General features: G+C 44.8%; 19 protein-coding genes. All 19 read right to left on the bottom strand.

Going from position 1 to position 23,093, the window contains the following annotated elements:
- Positions 1–119: 119 nt before the first annotated feature.
- Complete coding sequence (gene ymfI / locus AB1K89_RS02140) at positions 120–848, bottom strand: elongation factor P 5-aminopentanone reductase (RefSeq protein ID WP_413053153.1); 729 nt, start codon at positions 846–848, stop codon at positions 120–122.
- Between the two features lies 1 nt (position 849).
- Complete coding sequence (gene yfmH / locus AB1K89_RS02145; RefSeq protein WP_413053154.1) at positions 850–2,148, bottom strand: EF-P 5-aminopentanol modification-associated protein YfmH; 1,299 nt, start codon at positions 2,146–2,148, stop codon at positions 850–852.
- A gap of 2 nt (positions 2,149–2,150) precedes the next feature.
- Complete coding sequence (yfmF, locus tag AB1K89_RS02150; RefSeq protein ID WP_413053155.1) at positions 2,151–3,416, bottom strand: EF-P 5-aminopentanol modification-associated protein YfmF; 1,266 nt, start codon at positions 3,414–3,416, stop codon at positions 2,151–2,153.
- Between the two features lie 143 nt (positions 3,417–3,559).
- Positions 3,560–4,525, bottom strand: coding sequence for an ABC transporter permease (locus tag AB1K89_RS02155; protein WP_413053156.1), 966 nt, complete (start codon positions 4,523–4,525; stop codon positions 3,560–3,562).
- Between the two features lies 1 nt (position 4,526).
- A complete protein-coding gene (locus AB1K89_RS02160) occupies positions 4,527–5,576 on the bottom strand; it encodes an ABC transporter permease (protein ID WP_413053157.1) in 1,050 nt (349 codons plus the stop codon).
- Positions 5,566–7,125 (bottom strand): ABC transporter ATP-binding protein, encoded by a 1,560-nt coding sequence (locus tag AB1K89_RS02165; protein WP_413053158.1) that lies wholly within the window; start codon positions 7,123–7,125, stop codon positions 5,566–5,568. The genes AB1K89_RS02160 and AB1K89_RS02165 overlap by 11 nt, the downstream gene beginning before the upstream one ends.
- A gap of 161 nt (positions 7,126–7,286) precedes the next feature.
- The gene (locus tag AB1K89_RS02170; protein WP_413053159.1) at positions 7,287–8,342 is read right to left on the bottom strand and encodes a BMP family lipoprotein; all 1,056 of its coding nucleotides are present in this window, start codon (positions 8,340–8,342) and stop codon (positions 7,287–7,289) included.
- Positions 8,343–8,509: 167 nt separating this feature from the next.
- Positions 8,510–9,238 (bottom strand): GntR family transcriptional regulator, encoded by a 729-nt coding sequence (locus AB1K89_RS02175; RefSeq protein ID WP_413053160.1) that lies wholly within the window; start codon positions 9,236–9,238, stop codon positions 8,510–8,512.
- Between the two features lie 161 nt (positions 9,239–9,399).
- A complete protein-coding gene (locus AB1K89_RS02180) occupies positions 9,400–11,748 on the bottom strand; it encodes a DNA translocase FtsK (RefSeq protein ID WP_413053161.1) in 2,349 nt (782 codons plus the stop codon).
- Positions 11,749–11,845: 97 nt separating this feature from the next.
- Positions 11,846–13,513, bottom strand: a complete 1,668-nt coding sequence (locus AB1K89_RS02185; RefSeq protein ID WP_413053162.1) for a ribonuclease J — start codon at positions 13,511–13,513, stop codon at positions 11,846–11,848.
- Positions 13,514–14,011: 498 nt separating this feature from the next.
- Positions 14,012–14,902, bottom strand: a complete 891-nt coding sequence (dapA, locus tag AB1K89_RS02190) for a 4-hydroxy-tetrahydrodipicolinate synthase (protein WP_413053163.1) — start codon at positions 14,900–14,902, stop codon at positions 14,012–14,014.
- Between the two features lie 70 nt (positions 14,903–14,972).
- The gene (locus AB1K89_RS02195) at positions 14,973–16,004 is read right to left on the bottom strand and encodes an aspartate-semialdehyde dehydrogenase (RefSeq protein ID WP_413053164.1); all 1,032 of its coding nucleotides are present in this window, start codon (positions 16,002–16,004) and stop codon (positions 14,973–14,975) included.
- A gap of 175 nt (positions 16,005–16,179) precedes the next feature.
- On the bottom strand, positions 16,180–16,764 hold the full coding sequence (locus AB1K89_RS02200; protein ID WP_252503560.1) for a dipicolinate synthase subunit B: 585 nt from the start codon (positions 16,762–16,764) through the stop codon (positions 16,180–16,182).
- A 12-nt stretch (positions 16,765–16,776) separates the two neighbouring features.
- Positions 16,777–17,556, bottom strand: a complete 780-nt coding sequence (locus tag AB1K89_RS02205) for a hypothetical protein (RefSeq protein ID WP_413053165.1) — start codon at positions 17,554–17,556, stop codon at positions 16,777–16,779.
- Positions 17,543–17,818, bottom strand: coding sequence for a YlmC/YmxH family sporulation protein (locus AB1K89_RS02210; RefSeq protein WP_252503562.1), 276 nt, complete (start codon positions 17,816–17,818; stop codon positions 17,543–17,545). The genes AB1K89_RS02205 and AB1K89_RS02210 overlap by 14 nt, the downstream gene beginning before the upstream one ends.
- Before the next feature lie 64 nt (positions 17,819–17,882).
- A complete protein-coding gene (locus tag AB1K89_RS02215) occupies positions 17,883–19,127 on the bottom strand; it encodes a M16 family metallopeptidase (protein WP_413053166.1) in 1,245 nt (414 codons plus the stop codon).
- Between the two features lie 90 nt (positions 19,128–19,217).
- Positions 19,218–21,341, bottom strand: coding sequence for a polyribonucleotide nucleotidyltransferase (gene pnp / locus AB1K89_RS02220; protein WP_413053167.1), 2,124 nt, complete (start codon positions 21,339–21,341; stop codon positions 19,218–19,220).
- Between the two features lie 144 nt (positions 21,342–21,485).
- Entirely contained in the window at positions 21,486–21,755 is a 270-nt protein-coding gene (rpsO, locus tag AB1K89_RS02225; RefSeq protein ID WP_060208062.1) for a 30S ribosomal protein S15, read from the bottom strand.
- Positions 21,756–22,145: 390 nt separating this feature from the next.
- Positions 22,146–23,087, bottom strand: coding sequence for a bifunctional riboflavin kinase/FAD synthetase (locus AB1K89_RS02230; RefSeq protein WP_413053168.1), 942 nt, complete (start codon positions 23,085–23,087; stop codon positions 22,146–22,148).
- Positions 23,088–23,093 lie beyond the last annotated feature (6 nt).

The raw sequence follows: 23,093 nt of genomic DNA on the forward strand, positions 1-23,093 counted from the left end.
TTTTTGAAGTGCTTCTATTTGTAGGACGCAAAAGACGCAACTTAGTTCTATAATAGCGGATTCGACAGGCGAAGAAAAGGAAAAAAGAAAAAGGGGATAAATGTGTCCCCCTATTATGGTTAGATATACCATCCGCCATTCAGCTTCAAGATATCCCCAGTCATATAATCCGCTTTTCCACTGACGAGAAAACTTGCGAGATCCGCCACTTGCTCGGGCTGGCCGGTTGACTGCAATGGAATTTGATCTATGACTTGCTGTTTATCTTCTTCCGATAATTCCCCATTCATTTCCGTTTCAATCCAACCTGGCGCGATGGCATTAACTCTCGTCCCGGTATAAGCAGCCTCTTTTGCATACGCTTTGACGAATGCATGCTGGGCACCTTTTACTGCGGAATACATCACTTCCCCTGCAGCTCCGGTATTACCCCAGATCGAACCTATGAAAAGGACGTACGAAATGGGATGGCTCCGCAATTGAGGCGATGCCAGGCTAATGAACATTGCAGGGTTTTGCATATGTACACGCCATAATTCGTCCATATCGCTACTACTCGTGTCGGTTAATAATTTTAACATCGACTGACCGAGAGCAACGATAATCGCTTGGACGTGTCCGACCTGTTCTGCAAGCTTTACGGCGCCGTCCTGTTTTGAGAAATCCGATTGGATAATTTGAAAGGAACAGTCTGGGTATTTTTGTGTTAATTCTCTCTTCAACTCTGTGGCCCGCTCTGCGTTACTATTGTAATGAAGATACAAGGACCATCCGTCGGCGGCGAGTTTACGGCTAACCGCTTCCCCGATGCCTCCGGATGAACCTAGGATCACTGCATAGCGTTTCATTTCAGCCTTCTTTTGAGCTTGGGACGATTGTCATGACTGTATGGCTATCTTCATTGGAAATCGTCTTAAACGCGTCCTGCAAATGCTCAATTTCAATTTTCTCAAGTGTCGGTACAACATCGAAAAGGTTCATACCATTGAAGTTATATTGTGTGAACTGATTCGAGATAAATTCGATTGAGTTCAATGAACGCATGAATTGGCCAATCCTACGCTTTCTTGCACGGTTCAAGTCTTCTTCGGAAATCGTCCAATTTTCCGCTAGTGATTTCACTGTAGCGCGAACGGCCGCTTCTAATTCAGCCGGCTTATCCGTATCCGATTCGACCATTGCGAACCCGAAGCCCTTCTCGAATATGAAATCGTAATGATATGTTTCATCGATTAAATGTTCCTTATATGCGTTCGTGTAAAAATCGGAAGTCCGACCGAACAAAATATCGAGGAGAAGATTGACCGACAAATCTTGGCGAAGCATTTCATCGCCTTCCATCAGTGTGTTGTTGCACTTCATGCCATAATTGAATTTCGGACGTAGCACATCCATTTCAAGCACAGTTTTCTTCTTGTTTGCTTCAATTGGCTCTTCAGGATATTTGCGCGTGATTTCCTCAGGCTCCGAAAATTCTTTGCTGTTTTGGTCTTCACGGATATAGTTCATCATCTCTTCGGGATCGACAGCTCCTATGACGAAAACAGTCATGTTCGAAGGGTGATAAAACGTTTCATAACATTCATAAAGGTGCTCGGCCGTAATCTCCTGGATTGTGTCGACCGTTCCCGCTATATCGATATTGATGGGATATTCCTTGTATAGGCTTTGGATTGTCCCAAAATAATTGCGCCAATCCGGATTGTCGTCATACATCGTGATTTCTTGCGCAATGATGCCTTTTTCCTTTTCCACTTTTTCTTTTGTGAAATAAGGCTCTTGCACGAAATCAAGCAGCACTTTCGTGTTTTCATACAAGTTCTCAGTCGTGGAGAATAAGTAGGACGTGCGCGTGAATGAAGTAAATGCATTCGCGGAAGCACCTAGGACGCCGAATTTTTGAAATACGTCTCCTTCCTTCTTATCAAACATTTTATGCTCTAGGAAATGGGCAATCCCATCAGGAACAGTTACGAATTCGTTCTTGCCCCTCGGGATGAACGTCCTGTCAATTGAACCATATTTTGTTGTAAACGTCACATACGTTTTCGAAAATCCTCGCTTAGGCAAAATATACACATGTAGTCCATTGTCGAGCCTTTCGTGGAATAAAGTTTCCTGTAAGTTGTCAAACGTAATTTTTTCCATCGTTACGCCTCTCTTCCCGATAACAAGTAGATGAGTTCAAGGTGGATCTGTGATGCCATTTGTTTAACATCTTCAATGGAGACTGCTTCCCATTTGGCGATCCATTTATCGGCTGTGAAATCCTCATCCAACTGTTTGTATTGATCGTAAACCTCGATTTGGCCTCTTGCAGAGTCGAATGCACTACGGATGCTATTCGTCAATAAAGCGACTGTTTGATCGAGCTCCAAATCTGAAACGACACCATTTTGCAGTGCATCGATCTGTTCATCGATCAATTTCACGGCTTTCTCCTCGAGGTCAGCATCAATTCCAGCCATGACATATAGAATGCCGTAGTAAGCTGAATAAGCACTATTGACAGTGTACGCCATGCTTTCTTTTTCGCGCACATTCATAAACAACTTGCTATGGGCGAACCCGCCCAACACACCATTGGTCACTTGCATTTTAGGATATTCAGGATGGAAGAAGGAAATTGGGGTGCTATATCCGACTTGCAGCTTCCCTTGCTTCATGTCTTGCCGTTCAAATACTTTCTGCACCTCTTTAGCTTCCATCTCTTTCTGTTCATATTGTTTCCTCGTAACGTCCCTTGCAGGAAATGCGAACATCGATTTCACTTTCTCAACAAGCTCATCTTCCTGGACATTTCCGACGACATAAATGTCTATCTCATCTTCATCCAACATTCTCTTGTATGTATCAAGGAGCGTGGCACTCGTAATGCTCTCAACATCCTCTTCGGTGCCGCTAGCCGACATGGAAGCAGGGTCATTCGGACGCATCAGTTCGAGCATTCGTTTATGGGCATATCTTCCCTTATCATCATAAATGGATCGGATTCTCTCAATCACCGTCCGTTTTTCACGGCTGACGACGGACTCATCGAAAGTTCCATCCTTTAAGTTCGGATTGAAGATGACTGACCGAACCATTTTTAACGCTTCATCAAATACGCCGGATGTTGAAAGGTATTCATCGTTTACACATTCCATATTCAACGAGACGATATGTGCATTCCCTCGTTTTCCTGCATCCATGTAAAAAACAGTGCCATATAATTCATCCAACGCTTTCCGCAAATCGCTCTGTTTCGGGTAATCAGCGTTTGAATCTTGGAGGACATTTGATAGAACCGCACGATAAGCTGCCTGTTTTTCATCCAGTTCAGCCAACCATTTAATGGACATCGTAATCGTTTTGAATTGCTCTGTCTTGCGGATATATAAATTGACTCCCTTTTGAAGCTTGACCTTTGTAAACATACGGACACCTCGTTTTTTTCTTTATTATACGAATACCTTCCTACAATATACATTTCATCATGTAGGCAAGGCAAAATAAACGCATTTTAAGATAAAACCGCCTGAACCCCAACGAAGGGAATTCAGGCGGTACACAATTCGATTTATCTGCTGCCTTTGATATAAGGCACTCCGTTCGCTTTCGGGGCATTCGCCTTTCCGATGAACCCTGCCAATGCTAAGATCGTCAAGACGTACGGCAAGATGTGGAAATAGACAGTCGGGATTTTCTGGATGAAGTCGATATCGATGGATCCCGCACTTATTGCTAGCGCTTGGGCAACGCCGAAGAATAATGCTGCACCCATCGCACCAATCGGATGCCACTTTCCGAAAATCATCGCCGCCAACGCCATAAATCCTTGACCGTTGATTGTTGCATGACCGAAATCGCCGGTCATTGTTTGTGAGTAGATAGCCCCACCGATACCAGCGAGACCACCTGAGATGATAACTGCCGTGTAACGGATTTTTGTCACATTGATACCCATCGTGTCTGCAGCCATCGGATGCTCTCCTACTGAACGTAGTCGAAGGCCGAATGGTGTCTTGTAAATGACAAACCATGCAGTCACTGCGACAAGTATCGCCAATACGGAAGTACCGTAAACCGATTTGAAGAACATCGGTCCAATAACTGGGATGTCCTGCAAAAACGGAATGTTAATACGCGGAATTTTCTTTTGGATAAAATCCGTCTGTCCTTTTCCGAACATCATTTTCACAGAGAACAATGCAATTGCAATACCGAGCATATTGATGGCCACCCCGGAAACAACCTGGTCTGCCCGGAAGGAGACCGAAGCAACAGCGTGCATGATCGAGAAGATAGCGGCAGCTAGCATGGCAACTAACAACGCAATCCATGGAGTCCATCCGCCGAATACGTCGGCAAATGCCAAGTTAAAGACGATCCCTATGAATGCACCCATGACCATCAGGCCTTCGAGTCCGATATTTACAACTCCGGAACGTTCAGAGAAAACGCCACCGATGGCAGTTAGAATGAGAGGGGCGGCATAAGCGATCGAAGTCGGTACGATAAAATATAGAACTTCCAAAAAGCTCATGTCATTTCGCCTCCTTTTTCTTCTGATTCAACCGTTGCAGTCCCACCCGGATGATATACCCGCAGGCGACAAAGAATATGATGAGTGCAATGACGATTGAAACGATTTCAAGTGGAATGCTTGCTGCATTCGGCATGTTATTCGCGCCGTATTTCAACGATCCGAACAATGATGCACCGAAGATGACACCAATCGGGGAGTTGGCACCGAGCAAGGCGACGGCAATCCCGTCAAAACCAATGCCAGTGAATCCGCCTTGGTTCGTCATGCTTCCAAATGTCCCGAGACCTTCCATGGCACCCCCCAGACCTGCAAAAGCACCCGAAATAACCATGGACAAAATGATGTTTTTATTTACATTCATCCCTGCATATTGGGATGCGTTCTCGTTAAATCCGACAGATTTCAATTCGAATCCGGTTTTCGTTTTTTCAAGAATGAACCACATGACAACGACCATGGCAAGTGCTATAAAAATCCCATAGTGCAGTGTGGAATAATCGGTCAAATTTGAAAGGAAGTCCGAACGCAAAGAAGCAGTTGGCTGTATTTTGTCTGTTTTATAGCTTCCACCGGATACTGTTTTGATTAACGCGTTCACAACATGAAGTGCAACATAGTTCATCATGATTGTGACAATTACTTCATGGACTCGTAACGTTGCTTTCAAAATGCCCGGCACCAAGCCCCATAGCGCCCCTGCCAATGCCGCAGCCAATAGGGCGAAAGGCAAATGGATGTACATCGGTAATTCAAACGCCGCACCGACGTACGCCGAAGCAAACCAGCCAACCATGAGCTGCCCTTCGACACCGATATTGAAAAGCCCTGTACGGAAAGCGAATGCGACCGCTAGACCCGCTAAGATATACGGGCTTATTTGCCGAATCGTTTCACCGATGGCATAGCTATCTCCGAATATACCGTTCCATAATGCTATATAACCCGCTACTGGATCGTAGCCGCTGAAAAGCATGACGACGGCTCCGACGAGTAAACCGAGAATGATCGAAATGATCGGCACTAAAATGTTGATTACTTTATTCGACATTTCGATCCGCACCTTCTTTCATATCTTGTTGCCCCTTCTCTTTCGCTGAATGCCCGGCCATTAAGAGACCAAGTTCCTTTTCAGTCGTTTCCGATGGAATGACCGTATCGACGATCTGGCCATCGTGAATCACCGCAATACGATCCGACACGTTCATGACTTCATCTAGTTCAAAGGAAATAAGGAAAACCGCTTTTCCATTATCCCTCTGTTCAATAAGCCTTTTATGGATGAATTCAATTGCCCCGACATCCAGTCCTCTCGTAGGCAATGCAGCTATAAGCAACTCTGGATTACGTGAAACTTCACGTCCGATGATCAGTTTTTGTTGATTCCCACCGGATAAGGCGCGAGATAGCTCGTGTTCGCCTTGCGTCCTCACGTCATACTCTTCAATGATTTTCTTTGCCTGCTCGGAGACGACATCATAATGCATGAGGCCTTTTTTGGAATACGGCTCATGGTAATACTCCTGTAGAGCGGCGTTGTAGCCTACTGAGAAATCGAGGACAAGTCCGTGTTTATGACGGTCTTGCGGAATATGTCCCAATCCTGCCTCCGTAATTTTTCTTGGCTTCAATCCCGTAATATCTTTTGAATTGATAGTGATTTTTCCGCTCTTCACTTTTCGAAGACCTGCAATCGCTTCAATCAACTCGGATTGCCCATTTCCATCGATACCGGCCAGACCGACGATCTCGCCTTTTCGAACAGAAAGATTCAATCCCTTTACTTTTTCGATTCCCCTATAATCCAACACTACAAGATCTTCAATCTTCAATACTTCTTCCTGCGGATTAGCAGGACCTTTTTCCGTCTTGAATGTAACTTGCCTTCCAACCATCAAAGTGGCAAGCTCTTCAGGATTCGTTTCGGAAGTTACTACCGTCCCTATCCCTTGCCCTTTTCGGATGACAGTGACCCTATTGGAAACGTCCATGATCTCTTGCAACTTATGGGTAATGAGGATAATTGATTTTCCTTCGGTAATGAGCTTCTTCATAATCGCAATTAGTTCTTGTATTTCCTGAGGCGTCAAGGAAGCAGTCGGCTCGTCAAAGATTAGTATATTTGCACCACGATAAAGAGTTTTCAGAATTTCCACCCGTTGTTGCATTCCAACCGAAATATCTTCGATTTTAGCGTAAGGATCGACATTTAACCCGTAAGTCTTGGAAATCTCAGCCACTTTCTTTGCCGCGTCTTTTATATTGACGACACCCATTTTTTTCGGCTCATTGCCTAAAATGATATTCTCAGTGACTGTCAAGTTTTCGACGAGCATGAAATGTTGGTGAACCATTCCAATCCCTAGATCATTTGCAACATTCGGACTTGTTATATTAACCTTTTTCCCGTTGACGCGTATTTCTCCCTCATCAGGTTGATAAAGTCCGAACAACACATTCATCAATGTCGTTTTCCCAGCGCCGTTCTCACCTAGAAGCGCATGGATTTCCCCTTTCCCCAGTTGCAAGGTGATGTTGTCATTCGCCCGGAAATTACCGAACTTCTTCGTGATGTTCAACATCTCAATGACATATTCCAATGGTTTCACTTCCTTGTATAATAGTTTCTCTCTTATAGTTGGGTAATAAAATGAACACAATAAAAGGTTCTTTTTGTATAAAAACCTTTTACTCTATCATCTTATTGGAAGCTTTTGTCACAACAAAGGCCGGATTAAACCGGCCTTTGTCGCATCATATATTATTCAACAAACTCAGGTACTTCAATTTCACCATCAGCAATCTTTTTGGCAAATTCGTCGATTTGCTTCAAAACATCCTCAGGAATTGCGCCACGTGAATCTGCTAGTTTTACACCGTCATCATGAAGACCATAAACTTTCGTTTCACCGCCAGGGAATTTACCTTCCTGGGCAAGCTTCGCAATGTCTTGGACCGCAACATCAACGCGTTTGAGCATTGAAGTCAATGTGATGTTATCATCGCCGACTTTACCTTCATCATACTGATCAGAGTCAACTCCGATTACCCATACGTAAGCATCTTTGTCAGCCGCTTTACGCTCTTTCGCTTCTGTGAAGACGCCGTTACCAGTTCCGCCTGCTGCGTGGAAGATAATGTCGACTCCAGTAGAATACATACGGCCAGCTGCCGCTTTACCAAGTTCCGCTTTGTCGAAAGCTCCTGTGTATTGTACGTCTACTTTGATGTCAGGATTAACAGCTTCAACTCCAGCAACAAAACCTGCATGGAAACGTTCGATAACCGGAATTTCCATACCGCCTACAAAACCGACCTTGTCAGATTTCGTCATCAACGCCGCAGCAACTCCTGCTAGGAATGCACCTTCTTGCTCCTTGAACAGGATGCTAGCCACGTTTGGCTGATCAACAACACCATCGATAATTCCGAAGTTTGTATCAGGTTGTTGTGAAGCAATTGTATTGATTGCTTCTTCCATCATGTACCCGACACCGAAAACCAAGTCGAAGTCACGGCGGGTAAGCGCATTCAAGTTGGACGTATAATCTGCTTCACCTGTTGATTGAAGGTAATCGAAGCCACCGTTGCCTTTACTTAGACCGTTGTCTTCACCGAACTTTTTGATTCCTTCCCAAGCGGATTGGTTGAATGATTTGTCGTCAACACCGCCGACATCCGTAACCATCGCTAGTGAAAAGTCCGATTCATTTCCACCCTTAGAAGTTGCTTTTTCTTTGTCCGTGCCGCATGCACCGAGTAATGTGCCTGCTGCGAGAACCAATGATAATGCAAGACCGTATTTACGTTTGCTCACTGATTGGACCTCCCTGTTTTTTTATTTTGGTATGAAATATGACGTATGAACGTCTTAAATGCACACTCAAAAAGCAAACTGCTGCAGTCAAAATGACAGGCGGTTATTGCTTACACTAGCTGCCTGTCATTTACTATTGCTTGCCGACCGCTTCAAGAGAATGTGCCTTATACCCTTTTTCGGACTACGTGGAAGCTGAATTTATCAGCCCTAAAATAGTTTTTGGAGTAAAGGACCATTTCGCCTTCCTCACTATAATGATGCTGGATCAAAACGAGAAGAGGAATGTCAACTCCACATCTAAGTATGGATGACGCTTCATCGTCATAACCGACAGGTTCAATGTTCGCCACTGCCTGTACAATCCGGATCTTACCTGATTTCTCAATCGATTCGAAAATCGATTCGTTCAACAATACATCGGAGCCGGCATCGAGATTTTTGGAAAGCACCTGATCGACACAATAAACGACCGGCTCTCCATCTGCTGTCCTGACTCTTTTAATAGTTACGAGACTATCATCTGCTTCGCAATCAAACTTCCCCATCAATTCATCAGTTGGGAGACTCTCATGCACTTCCATGAAAATTGTGCCCGGAACCATTCCTGCATCACATATCATGGAGGAGACACTTGATAGCTGTTCAATGCCAGAAGAAAATAATGGCCGCGGATTTACGAAAGTTCCGACACCGTGTTTGCGGACAATGACTTTTTCCTCTTCAAGGACACGTAATGCTTCCCGAAGCGTTGCCCTACTGACGCCAAGTGATCTGGCAAGCTCAAATTCGGATGGGAATCTTTCGTTTTCCTTGAAGACTCCAGCCTCGATGTCTTCCTTCAACCGCTCGATCACTTGCACGTATAAATGCCTTTGATCCGTTTTAACCACCATTTAAATCCCGCCTCCTGATGAGGTTAGACCTCAGATGTGTTACCTCATTTCCTAATCATCCATACTATATCATTTTCATACTACAAAATAAACATCTGTTTTTCAAAAAAGAATGAATCTATGAATAAACCGGTCTGAAATGTACTTCTTTTGTCACGTTTTCATGAGTGATAATCCGGATCTGCTGTCGATGTCAGTACTTGTCTCGGCTTGCTGCCCTCCGGAGGACCTACGACTCCACGCATTTCCATTTGATCAACAATCCTCGCCGCTCTCGAATAGCCAATACGGAAACGTCTCTGCAACATGGATACGGACGCTGTCTGCATTTCTACTACGAGCTGTACCGCTTCATCATACAACTCATCGGTTTCTTCATACGGTTGGATTTCTTCCACCTCTGTCGGAATCATCTCTTCCTGGTATTGCGCCTTTTGCTGCTCAATGACAAAATTAACGACAGCCTCAACTTCCTGATCGGAAACGAAAGCCCCTTGGACCCTGACCGGTTTGGAAGCCCCTGCAGGCAGAAATAGCATGTCGCCGCGTCCGAGCAATTTCTCGGCGCCCCCTCCATCCAATATCGTCCTCGAATCTACTGCGGATGAGACTGCAAACGCAATTCGTGATGGGATATTCGCTTTAATAATACCTGTAATGACATCCACACTCGGGCGCTGCGTGGCGATGATTAAATGTATTCCCGCCGCTCGCGCCATTTGGGCAAGTCGAGTGATGGAATCCTCTACATCGCTTGAAGCGACCATCATTAAATCGGCAAGCTCGTCGACAATCACGACGATATATGGCATACGAGGATGCTTTTCATCGTTTTCTTCATTCCACTGTTCGATATGTTCGTTATATCCTTCAATATTCCGAGTGCCTGTATGTGAAAACAGCTCGTATCTACGTTCCATTTCAGACACAACCTTTTTCAAAGCTTGGGATGCTTTGCGCGGATCGGTCACGACAGGCGCCAATAAATGCGGGACGCCGTTGTAGACGTTCAATTCAACCATTTTTGGATCGATCATCATCATTTTCACTTCGTGTGGCTTGGCACGCATCAATATACTGATGATAATTCCATTAATGCACACACTTTTCCCGCTTCCTGTCGACCCTGCAACAAGGACGTGCGGCATTTTATTCAATTCGGCCATCATTGCCTGTCCTGTCACGTCTCGTCCAAGAACGATACTTAACTTCGAGTCGGGTCGATTATTTTCCTTCGAATCAATCACTTCCCGCAAACTTACAATGGCAACTGATTTGTTCGGCACTTCTATACCGACTGCCGATTTACCAGGGATCGGCGCTTCAATTCTTATATCGCTCGCAGCAAGAGCAAGCGCGATATCATCCGCCAAGCTGACGATCCTGCTTACTTTCACACCCGTATCAGGCAGCACTTCGTATTTTGTTACGGCAGGTCCTAAATGAACTTGGGTCACTTTCGCTTTTACACCGAAGCTTAAGAATGTCCGTTCTAGCTTCTGGGCATTTGCATGAATAGAGTCATATTCTGCAGATTGATCATTCGCTGGCGTTTGCTTAAGCAATGACGGCGGAGGCAATATGTATGAAACATTTTCCTCCTCGCCAGATACGCCCGAATATGTCGGGATCTCACCAGCTTCAGAATCGATAGCCGGTGGAGCCTCCACTTCCTTCTCGATGACAGCGGCATGCTCATCGTTCGTCGGGGTCGGTTCAATCCGTTCATTGAACGCAGATATGATCGGTTTAGATATAATCTCTTCGTGTTCCTCGATCGTAGCAACTGGCCCAATGCCTGGCTCGTCCATTGGTTGCGACTGTTTGGAACGTGTCGTCCTTGATTGTGTCGGTTGATTTCTCTTTTTGGGAGCTTTCGTACCTTTTCTATCCACTTTCGTTTTTAAAGAAGCAATAAGCTTCGGATAAAGTTCGGCAATATACGGGACGAGTGCCTTTCCAGTAAGAAGTATGATACCGATCATTAAGAGAAGCACACCCGCCACTGTTGCTCCGGCGGAATCAAATAAAGAGTGGAAAAGGGCGAAAAGCAGAGCTCCTGCCAATCCTCCCCCGAGGGCACCGCTTCTCGATGCAATGCCTTCGTTCGTGACGAGGACTTTCCACGTCTCTTTAAATGCTGAATTGGACATGAGCACTTTGCTCTCGTACAACTCCTTGAATAAATAAATATGGCTAAATAATAGCAGACTTGCCAATATGAATAAGCTGCCGCCGACAATCCGGTTTCTCCAACCGATCGTTTGCCGTTTCACCATGAAAAGAAGCGCCTGGACAATCAATAAAAGCGGGACAGCCCCATGCCAATTCCCGAATAATAGTCTCGCAAACGAGGACAAGCCTCTTCCGACGATGCCGAACTCAAAAATGATGATGATAGAGAAGCCGATCATCGTCAACCCGGCCACTTCGTAAATTAGCGGATGTATGCCGTCATTCTTCTTTTTGTACGCGGCAGCCTTCTTCCTTTTCTTCGCCTTTTTAGACAATGTTACTCCTCCTTGTTAAAAAAGGATTTCCCGCCGTCAGGTCGGCATGGAAATCCTTTTTTTGTACCTCGTGCAATTATGTCGATTTGCCAGATGATCAGTATTCCATAATAATCGGAATGATCATCGGTCTTCTCTTCGTTTGTTGGAATAAATAAGAGCTCAATGTATCACGGATCTCTTGCTTTATGTTTGTCCATTCGAACGTATCTTTATTCACATACTTTTCCACGATTTTCCGTACGAGTTTCCTCGACTCATCCAGCAGCTCCTCGGACTCTCTCACATAAACGAAGCCACGGGAGACGATTTCTGGACCTGCAGCAATTCTTTTCTGTCTGCGGCTTAACGTAATGACGACAGTGAAAATGCCGTCTTGCGACAATAGTTTCCTATCACGCAGGACGATATTGCCAACATCGCCGACACCGATTCCGTCAATCAGGATATTTCCAGCTTGCACACGGCCGCTCATCCGCATCTTGTCATTTTTATATTCAACAATATCCCCTTTGTCCGCAATGAAGATCTGGGATTTTTGCAATCCGACCTGCTGTGCCAGTTTCGAATGGGCAATCAGCATTTTGTATTCCCCTTGGATAGGAATGAAATACTTCGGCTGCATTAAGTTCAGCATCAGTTTCAAGTCTTCCTGGCTGCCATGTCCCGATACGTGGACATTCTTTGAAGCGGTGAGGACGTTTGCCCCAGCTTTCGACAATTCATTTGCCATCTGATACATCGACACTTCCATGCTTGGGGATGGCGTGAATGTAATAAGGACCGTGTCAGTCTCTTTTATTTTAATATCTTTATGGAATTTACGGACGATTTTTTCAAGCGCATCCAGCGGCTCGCCTTGATTGCCCGTAACGATGATTACGATTTGATCATCGGAATACTTGCCGATATCTTTTACGGAGATGACCGTTTCTTCGTCAATTTGCAAATAACCTAATCGCTTGCCGACTTCAAAATAGCTTTCCAGACTCTTTCCGACTACTGCTACTTTTTTGCCTGTTTCAAGTGCTTTGTCGAAAACCTGTTGAATCCGGATGAAGTTGGAAGCATACAACGCTACAAGGATACGGCCTTCCGCGCTATGGAATGTGTTTGACAAATGTTCTTCTATGACAGATTCGGAAGTTGTATAGCCTGGACGTTCAGCTTCATTTGAATCGGACATAAGGATAAAGACGCCTTCTTCTCCCAAGGCAGCCATTTTTGCAAAGTCCGGTCGATATTTCCCTTTTGCGGATTGATCAAATTTGAATTCTCCCGTATGAACAATTGCACCTTCACTAGTATGGAAGACGATTCCGAGGGAATCCGGAATGCTATGTGTCGTATGGAAGAAAGTCACATAGGTCTGTTTGAAATTCATCCGGCTTTTATTTGTCACTTCAAAGAACTTCACGCCTGCAGGTGCCGGCATCTCTTTCAGATGTTCTTTGGCGAGGGCGAGCGTCAGCTTGGAACCGTATACAGGCGCTTGCACTTTTTGTAGAAGATAGGCGATCGATCCGATTGCATCTTCGTGTCCATGCGTCAGGAAGATCCCTTTTACCCGATCTTTGTTTTCCTCGATGTATGTCAGGTCTGGTATAACGATGTCAATACCGAGCATTTCGCCTTCTGGGAACATGAGTCCCGCGTCGACGATGAAGAGCTCGTCGTCGATTTCGATGACGTACATCGCTTTTCCGATTTCCCCGACCCCTCCTAACGGAATTACTTTTATAACTTCATTTTTTGTTTTTGCCACATTGTTTCCTCCTATACATTGTTTGAAAAAGACTGGTGTTGGATCATGAACCGTCTATGTATGAATTTTGGTGAACCTTTTGTAATTGCATATAGTTACTTATTTGAATTCCAACTGTCTATTTTCATTTGATTATGTAGTTGCTTGTTTGTTGTATACCCGTCCACAACGACTAAGTTTCATTATACGTGAGAATGCCCTTACTACACAAACAAAAAAAGCCCGGCCTGTTGATTTCCGCTCCAGGCGGACGCTTTCCAATCGAACAGCGAAGGGTTCGATTTGCCGTATTTCTGCGTTCTTTGCAGAAATTAAGGCAGCCCCTTCCTGCTCGCAACGCTACGCTTATGCTCGCAAACGCCGTTCTTCGTGACGGCGTTCGCAGGAGTCGAGCACCTCCACTCCAATCAACTAGATTGCCTCACACTTGATATTACCTATAAAAAAAGGTGTAATCCCCCAACCTCACGGGGATTACACCTTTGTGTGTAGAGTTAATTATTCAAAAACATGATCGTTGCTTTTGAATTTATCCCATACTGCATCGAAGGCGGCGGAGTCTTTTCCGAATGCTGTTAACGGCATCCGGACGCCTCCCGTTTCGATTCCCATCTTGTTAAGGGCATACTTGACCGGGACGGGATTTGGAGCGGAAAATACTGCGTGGAATAACGGAAGCAATGTTCTGTGCATCAATGCAGCCATTGCCGTATTTCCTGCTTTGAATGCATTGATCATTTGCTGCATTTCAGCTCCGACGATATGGGAGGCTACGGAAATGACGCCATCACCACCGATTGATAGTAATGGCAATGTCAATGCATCATCTCCGCTATACACTTTGAATCCATTGTCCGTTCCCGAAATGATTTCGGACATTTGGTCAAGGCTCCCGCTAGCTTCCTTGACAGCGCGGATGTTTTTTATTTTCGATAGTTCGATGACGGTGTCCGCTTCCATATTGACCGCTGCCCGGCCAGGGATGTTGTATAGAAGTATTGGAAGATCCGTTTCCCTTGCTATATGAGTAAAATGTGTAACAATCCCTTTTTGGTCGGGCTTATTGTAATAAGGTGTCACAAGCATAATTCCGTCAGCACCTAGCTGATCTGCCTGCTTTGTCAATTTGATCGTTTCCGCCGTATTGAAAGTACCAGTTCCGGCGATTACAGGAATTCTTTTTTTAACGATTTCTATTGCGTATTTGAATATATTCGATTTCTCTTGATGATTTAATGTGGGCGATTCCCCTGTAGTTCCACAGACAATCAAGGAATCTGTCCCCGTCGCGATCAAATGCTCGATCAGTTGCTCAGTCAAGTCAAAATCGATGTCTCCAGACTTTGAAAAAGGAGTGACCATCGCTGTGCCTATTTGTCCAAGTTCCATTCTGACCATTCCTTTTCATGGCTTTTATGTTGAAGCGATTGCTTCGACATGGAACAATCGTTTCAAATGTTCACTTAATCAATTCCTCTGCAATTTGGACCGAATTCAGTGCTGCGCCTTTCAGCAAGTTGTCTGAAACAATCCACATGTGGAAGCCGGCCGGATGTTTCGGGTCTTTCCGTATACGGCCGACAAAAATCTCATCTTTCCCTTCAGCAAACAGCGGCATCGGATACAATTGTGCAGACGGATCATCCTGAACGACGACGCCAGGAGCTCCAGCCATTGCGGAACGAATATCAGCGACAGTTGCATTTTCATCATCTGTTTCGATATAGACTGATTCCGAATGGCCTGTCACGACAGGAAGACGGACACATGTAGCTGTGACTGCCATCTGCTGATCGCCGAATATTTTTTTCGTTTCATTCATCATTTTCAGTTCCTCTAAAGTGTACCCTGATTCATCGAAAACATCGATTTGAGGAATAGCGTTGAATGCGATCGGATAATGGCGTTCTGCAGAAGCACTTGGAAGCAATTCCGCTTTGATATTCGCTCGTTCCTCGAACTGAGTGCTTTGCTGCTCAAGTTCGTCGATCGCTTCCGCACCCGCTCCTGAAACTGCTTGATATGTCGAGACGATGATCCGGTTGATGCCGAATTTTTCTTTGATCGGTTGAAGCGCTGCAACCATTTGAATCGTCGAACAGTTTGGGTTCGCGATGATTCCTGAATGGTTCTTCAATGTTTGTGGATTTACTTCTGGAACGACGAGCGGAATGTTTTCATCCATTCTGAATGCGCTCGTATTATCGATAACGACCGCACCGCGTTTCACCGCTTCATGTGCAAACTTTTGGGAGATGGAACCTCCCGCACTGAAAAACGCGATATCGACGCCCTCAAAAGATTCAGGAACCGTTTCTTCGACAACATATGTTTGACCGCCGACTGTAATTTCAAGTCCAGCGGATCTTTTAGAAGCAAGTAACTTTATGGACTTTGCAGGGAAATTCCGTTCCACTAGCTTTTCAAGAATTTTTGTTCCTACTGCTCCAGTCGCTCCAACAATTGCCACATTCAAATTAGTATTCTTCATCTCAATCTCCCTTTCATTTATAAGGACTATCGGATAAATATACATCTCTTCGGTTATTAATGCAACGGAATAAAATTCAAATTTATGCATGAATAAAACCGTATCCTATGTCCTGTAAGAGTTCATTGGAGAAATTATAACATATCTAGAAATATTCTGCTTTGTATCTTTAGTTTTATTTATGAATAATTAATAGTGGCTGGAGTTGTCGGTGTTCGAGGGCTGCTGCCGCAGCAGGGACCATCAATGTAAAATCGGAGATCAATGAGTTCGGTTTCTTAAAAGGATCGTCTTGACCGAACGGGATGAAATACACATTTTTCGTATTCAATAATTTCATGATGTTAGGACCATTCAGACCTAATGCGTCATTTGTTGATATGCCTAGCAGCACTGGACTGCCATTCCGCAAAGTGGCCTTTGCCGCCATCAATACAGGCGAATCCGTAGCGGCGTTTGCAAATTTGCTAATGGAATTTCCGGTCATCGGAGCAATAATCATGCAGTCGACCGGCGAACTTGGACCGAACGGCTCAGCTCCAACTATTGTCGAGATAACCTTTTCACCTGTCGCTTCTTCAATTTTAGCAATCCATTCTTCGCCTGTACCGAATCGTGTCGCGGCAGTCAAAACGGAATGTGTAATGACAGGAACTACAGTCGCCCCATTATCCTGTAAATCGCTAATGACAGGCAATATTTGGTCATACGTACAATGGGATGCCGTAATACCAAGGCCAATTCTTTTCCCTTGTAGCATCTTTTTCCCCTTTCATCTACTATTCATCCTCAGCAACGCTTCGGACAAAGCCTTAGCTGCGTCTGCCGGAAAATGTTTTCCCGGCAATCCGAGGTGTATTGTATAGTATTCATCAGGGGCATTGTCCCTTAGGCAACCCGGCGCAGATGCCAAATCATAAATGCGCAAAGTGGAGTCCGTTCCGACATCCAGCCATTTCGCAGGTATTGTATTTACGAGAATTCCTTTTAAGTCAACCATACCTGTCGGCAATTGCATTGTTTCATAGCCGCTTGAGGCCGCTTCACCTAGCTGATCAGGGGAACGCGCCAAAATCGTTACAGAGGCCCCAAGTGACGAGAGGACGGCAGCTGTCATTTTACCGACTTTGCCAAACCCTGCAATATGGAAATGTTCACCTGAAATACGTCGTTTTGACGATTGATAGTATTCAAGCAGAAACCCTTCCGCTGTTAACACTGCATTTTCCCAGACGAATTCAACTTCCTTCAAATAGGGTCGGATGGTGATGCCCGCATCGTGAAAAGCCGCCAGCCAATCATTAGTGGCCATTCCTGGATAGAGAATCGCTGTTTTATTAATTTTATCGACTGGAATGGTGCCTTCCATTTGCAGTATCGGAAAAACGATATGTGTGGGAGCGATTTCGTCAAGGATGTCGGCTAACTGGTCGGAATAATTGTTCCCTTCATAATGAAGCACATCGAAACCGCGTTCCTTCATAATGCGGCTGCATTCGAATATTCTGCGGTCTGTTCCGATGAACAGCCAGTTTCCGTCAATTGTCGTCAATATCAAATTCCCCCAGACTATGCGTTTTTCCAAATAGAATGCGATGTTCGCCAATCAAAACGATTTCACTCCACGGTATGAATTCTGTTGTCTCCTGTTCCCTGCCGCGGAATGGAAATCGACCAAATTTCTTTTTCACTTCGAAACCTATGATCGCTCCTGTTTTTCGATTGAAAATCAGATCCGTATCTGCTAGAAATCCATACCGGATTCCTTCTTCCACTTGGATAAGCTCTTTTTGAGCCATTTCGGATAGCAGCAAGTCGTTGCCCCCTTTTAATTGTCCTGCATTATCATATGATTCGGGAAGGCAAAGCTGCACATTTCTACAAGCGGATCTTTTTCACAGTTTTTTTCGGAGCGATAATGGAAATAGCGCATTCTTTGGCAAATGTCTCACGTGCAATCAAATTTACATTTTCCAATTGCACATTCTGAACCAATTCAACGACTTCATCAATCGTTTTATGTTCAGAAAGGATAAGTTCATTCTTTCCGTTCCGATGCATTCTGGACTCCGAACTTTCAAGGCCGAGCAGGAAGCTGCCTTTCAATTGCTCCTTTGCATTGTGCAATTCCTTCTCTGTAACCCCATCCGCTACGATTTCACCGATGATCTGATTCATCGTTGACACCATCTCTTCCAAATGTTCCGGTCCCGTTCCTCCGTAAACGACGAATGAGCCAGTAGACATATACGATGAGTAATACGTGAAAACGGAATATGCAAGGCCCTTCTCCTCCCTAATCTTTTGGAACATCCGGGAGGACATCGTGCCCCCGATGATGCTATCCAACAGAATCAGATCGTGGAGCCTTTCATCGGTAAGTGAAAGTCCCGGATAACCGATGCAAATATGTGCCTGTTCAATATCTTTATATTTTGTTGACCTGCCGCTATGGAAAATAGGATGCGTCTCTTCATCCGTATCCTTCGATTCGTTTACACTAAACGAGTTGAACAGATTTTCAATGTAGGCGATCAATTTATCATCGTAATTTCCTGCAATCGAAATGACGATATTTTCAGCAGTATAATGTCTCGACATATAACTCTCGATCATTTCCTTATCAAACGAACTGATCGTTTCTTTAATTCCTCCGATAGATCTTCCAATCGAATGTTCTGGATACATGACAGACCACAGACGTTCATCGACATCATCGTCAGGCGTGTCTTCCACTGAAGCGATTTCATCGTAAATGACAGATTTCTCTTTTTGAATATCCATTGCGTCAAAACGGGAATTAAAGAACATGTCAGCCATTATCATTAGCGCTTCTTCTGCATGGTGATCAAGTACGGTCGCATAATAGCAAGTCATCTCTTTGGAAGTGTACGCGTTAATATCCCCGCCCATCCGGTCGAATTGCTCTGCGATCATTTTTGCGCTTCTCGTTGATGTCCCTTTGAAGAGCATATGTTCAATGAAATGGGAAAGTCCCCATTCTGTTTCCGTCTCATCGATGGAGCCCGCCTTTACAAATAGGCCGATTGCCAAAGACCGGACATACGGCATCTTTTCATGAATGATTCTGACACCGTTTTGGCTAATTTGCTTTTGTATCAATTTCATTTCCCTCCACTTTTTGAAAGAAGAAAAAGCCACCATCTTCACACCATCGTAAAGAGGGGCTTTCCATTATAGTATGCAAGCTGATTATTCGTTTTTCCCTTTTTCCGCCGCTTCTTTCTCTTCTTTTAAAACGGCTTTGCGGGAAAGGTTCACACGACCTTGATTGTCGATTTCGATGACTTTAACGAGAAGTTCATCGCCCATTTTCAATACATCTTCGACAGCTTTCGTACGCTCTTCCTGAATTTCGGAAATATGAAGAAGACCGTCTTTGCCAGGGAAAATTTCTAGGAATGCACCGAATTTCTCAATCCGTTTCACTTTACCTAAGTAATATTCTCCGGCTTTCGCTTCGCGGACGATGTTTTCAATCATCGATTTCGCTTTTTCATTCATATCCGAATTAGGGGAAGAGATGTAGATCGTGCCATCTTGTTCCGTATCGATTTTCACATTCGTTTCTTCGATGATCTTGTTGATCACTTTTCCGCCAGGTCCGATGACATCACGGATCTTGTCAGGATTGATACGGATCATGATGATCTTCGGCGCAAATTGTGAAAGTTCTTCACGAGGCGCGGAAATCGTCGCCATCATATGGTCAAGGATGTGCATTCGTCCAATTTTCGCTTGCGCTAAAGATTCTTCTAAAATTTGACGGGATAATCCTTCAATTTTAATATCCATTTGCAGAGCTGTAATTCCTTTTTCTGTCCCCGCAACTTTAAAGTCCATATCGCCAAGATGGTCTTCCATCCCTTGGATATCGGAGAGAACGGAATAATTTTCCCCTTTTTTCACAAGCCCCATAGCAATTCCTGCTACCGGAGCCTTGATCGGAATTCCTGCATCCATCATCGCCATAGTAGACGCACAAATCGATGCCTGAGAGGATGAACCATTTGACTCCAATACTTCCGCTACGAGACGAATCGTGTATGGAAACTCTTTCTCATCTGGAATGATTGCTTCAAGCGCACGCTCACCAAGGGCACCGTGACCGATTTCACGACGACCAGGTCCACGGATAGGACCCGTTTCACCAACGCTGAAGTTCGGGAAGTTATAGTGATGCATGAACCGCTTCGACTCTTCAAGTCCAAGGCCGTCAATGATCTGTACTTCACCAAGGGCTCCAAGTGTACATACGCTAAGTGCTTGAGTTTGTCCACGTGTGAACAAGCCGGAACCATGAGTTCGTTGTAAAATGCCTACTTCCGAAGCTAACGGACGGATTTCATCCAATCCACGGCCATCAGGACGAACCTTCTCATCTGTGATAAGACGACGGACTTCCTCTTTCACAAGGTGATCCAAAATGCCCTTAACTTGCTTGAGTGTTTCCTCATCCGCTTCTTCAGCTGTGTATTGTTCCAACACTTCATCTTTAACGGCAGTGATTGCTTCTTCGCGCGCGTGCTTCTCTTCAGTCTGAATAGCGCTGATCAAATCGGATTCACATTTATCCTTCACTTCAGCTAGCAATGCTTCGTCTAGCTCGAATAATGTAATTTCCATTTTTTCTTTGCCGACTTCAGCAATGATTTTCTCTTGGAATTCAATCAACTTGATGATCTGCTCATGACCGAACATAATTGCTTCGAGAATGATATCCTCCGCAACTTCTTTCGCCCCTGCTTCGACCATATTGATGGCATCCTTTGTCCCTGCAACTACAAGGTCAAGCTCGCTCACTTCCAATTGTTCAGGTGTCGGGTTGACGATGAACTCCCCATCGATGCGTCCGATTTGGACTCCTGCGATTGGGCCTTCAAACGGAATATCAGAAATGGACAACGCGAGTGACGAACCGAGCATTGCAGCCATTTCGGATGAGCAGTTCTGATCTACTGACATGACGAGCGAAATGACTTGCACGTCATTACGGAATCCATCCGCGAACAACGGTCGAATCGGACGGTCAATGAGACGGCTCGTCAAAACGGCCTTCTCTGACGGACGACCTTCACGCTTGATGAATCCGCCTGGGATTTTCCCAACGGCATAAAGTCTTTCTTCATAATTAACGGTCAATGGGAAGAAATCAAGCGCTTTCGGTTTTTTCGAAGCGGTCGCTGTAGAAAGTACAGTCGTGTCTCCGTATCGTACGAGCACAGCACCGTTCGCTTGTTTCGCTAGCTGGCCCGTTTCAATCGTTAACGGTCTCCCAGCCCAATCAAATGTATAAACCTTTTTCTGTTCTGTCATTATGGTACCCCTCTCTAATTTCAAACATGGACATCATACGAAGTATGTATTAAGTAGTAGTGTATCAAAAAAGAAGGACATATGCGAAATATAATCATTCAATAAAAAAAAGCGGGCAAGGCCCGCTTTTTCGTATACATCTTATTAACGGCGAAGGCCGAGTTTGGCAATAAGATCACGGTAGCTTTGAACTTTAGTTTCGCGTAGATATTTAAGCAATCTACGGCGAGTACCGACCATTTTATAAAGACCACGACGTGAATGGTGATCCTTCTTGTGCGTACGTAAATGGTTGTTCAAGTTGTTGATCTCTTCAGTAAGGATAGCGATCTGTACTTCAGCAGATCCAGTATCGTTTTCATGAGTTTTGAATTCGTTGATCAATTCATGTTTACGCTCTTGTGTAATAGCCATCCTTTTCACCTCCTAATCATTAAATATCCCCAAATCCCGAGCAAACGTTGGTGATTCGATCTGCCAAGGAAAGGTTAGTGCTACTGCACTGATTCATCATAACATGCGCGGATTACGGATGCAACAATGAAGTCCCAATTAGCGCTGCTACTTTCCGTTCCAGGCGGACGCTTTCCGTGGGCATGGCTTCAGCCAATCGAACCACGAAGAGTTCGATTTGCCGTATTTCTGCGCTTTTTGCAGAAATTAAGGCATCCGGTCTACCATTCCTGCTCGTAACGCTTCGCTTTTACTCGCAAACGCCGTTCTACGTAACGGCGTTCGCTATTCCCACAGGAGTCACCGCCTTGCACTCCAAGTAGCTGGAATCGCCTATAAAATATTATTAATTCACTTATTTAACAATTGCCGTGCCGTCTCCTTGTCCTTACTGATTTGATCAATCAATTCGTCAACAGAATTGAATTTTTGTTCAGCACGAATTCGAGCAATCCAATCGACAGACGCCTCTATCCCGTACAAGTTCGAATCGAAATCGAGCACATGGACTTCCACATTCGGCTTTCGAATATTCGGATCGTGGAAGGTCGGTTTTACACCGACGTTGCACACCCCTTTATACGATTGACCAGCAACGGAAAAAATGACTGCGTAAACGCCGTTGGCTGGCAGAATTGTCTCTTCGTCAAGCGATATATTCGCCGTCGGGAACCCGAGTTGCCTGCCTCTTTTCTCGCCGTCTATGACGTTGCCAACCGTCCTGAATGGCCTTCCTAGCAACGAAGCGGTTTTCTCAACGTCCCCTTCAGATAGAAGTTTCCGGATCCGGGTCGAAGAAATCTTTTCTTCGGAATCAGTTACTTTTTCGATGATTGTCGTGCCGTATTCACCATCGGATAGGGCCGCCATTTGCTCCATCGTCCCTGCCCCTTTTGATCCGAATGAGAAATCGAATCCCGCGGTCACATGCTTAATTCCTAATTGTTTAATGAAAATCTCAATGAATTGTTCAGGCGAAAGGGAGGCGAGGTTCCAGTCGAAAGTAACGATAAATAGGACATCGATTCCCATCTGTTCCAATAGGCGAGATTTTTCCGGATATTTTGTTATGTATCCGACTTTATCCGCATCTTTGCCAAACAGATGCGATGGATGCGGATCGAACGTCATGACAGCGGAGCGGATTCCCAATTCCTTCGCCTTGGCTTTCGCCTCGGTGATGACTGTCTGATGTCCTTTATGAAGCCCGTCGAAAAAACCGATAGCTAACGAAAAAGGGCCATTGTCATCGATAGTTGTATGAGATGGATATTGCAAATGGTAAATTTCCATATGATT

This window comes from Sporosarcina pasadenensis (genome assembly GCF_047228845.1).
Taxonomy (GTDB): domain Bacteria; phylum Bacillota; class Bacilli; order Bacillales_A; family Planococcaceae; genus Sporosarcina.

What these genes read in the sequence shown, in the direction of transcription:
- ymfI (WP_413053153.1), bottom strand. Translation starts at nt 848, where the DNA reads ATGAAACGCTATGCAGTGATCCTAGGTTCATCCGGAGGCATCGGGGAA.
- yfmH (WP_413053154.1), bottom strand. Translation starts at nt 2,148, where the DNA reads ATGGAAAAAATTACGTTTGACAACTTACAGGAAACTTTATTCCACGAA.
- yfmF (WP_413053155.1), bottom strand. Translation starts at nt 3,416, where the DNA reads ATGTTTACAAAGGTCAAGCTTCAAAAGGGAGTCAATTTATATATCCGC.
- AB1K89_RS02155 (WP_413053156.1), bottom strand. Translation starts at nt 4,525, where the DNA reads ATGAGCTTTTTGGAAGTTCTATATTTTATCGTACCGACTTCGATCGCT.
- AB1K89_RS02160 (WP_413053157.1), bottom strand. Translation starts at nt 5,576, where the DNA reads ATGTCGAATAAAGTAATCAACATTTTAGTGCCGATCATTTCGATCATT.
- AB1K89_RS02175 (WP_413053160.1), bottom strand. Translation starts at nt 9,238, where the DNA reads ATGGTGGTTAAAACGGATCAAAGGCATTTATACGTGCAAGTGATCGAG.
- dapA (WP_413053163.1), bottom strand. Translation starts at nt 14,902, where the DNA reads ATGGAACTTGGACAAATAGGCACAGCGATGGTCACTCCTTTTTCAAAG.
- AB1K89_RS02195 (WP_413053164.1), bottom strand. Translation starts at nt 16,004, where the DNA reads ATGAAGAATACTAATTTGAATGTGGCAATTGTTGGAGCGACTGGAGCA.
- AB1K89_RS02200 (WP_252503560.1), bottom strand. Translation starts at nt 16,764, where the DNA reads ATGCTACAAGGGAAAAGAATTGGCCTTGGTATTACGGCATCCCATTGT.
- pnp (WP_413053167.1), bottom strand. Translation starts at nt 21,341, where the DNA reads ATGACAGAACAGAAAAAGGTTTATACATTTGATTGGGCTGGGAGACCG.
- rpsO (WP_060208062.1), bottom strand. Translation starts at nt 21,755, where the DNA reads ATGGCTATTACACAAGAGCGTAAACATGAATTGATCAACGAATTCAAA.
- AB1K89_RS02230 (WP_413053168.1), bottom strand. Translation starts at nt 23,087, where the DNA reads ATGGAAATTTACCATTTGCAATATCCATCTCATACAACTATCGATGAC.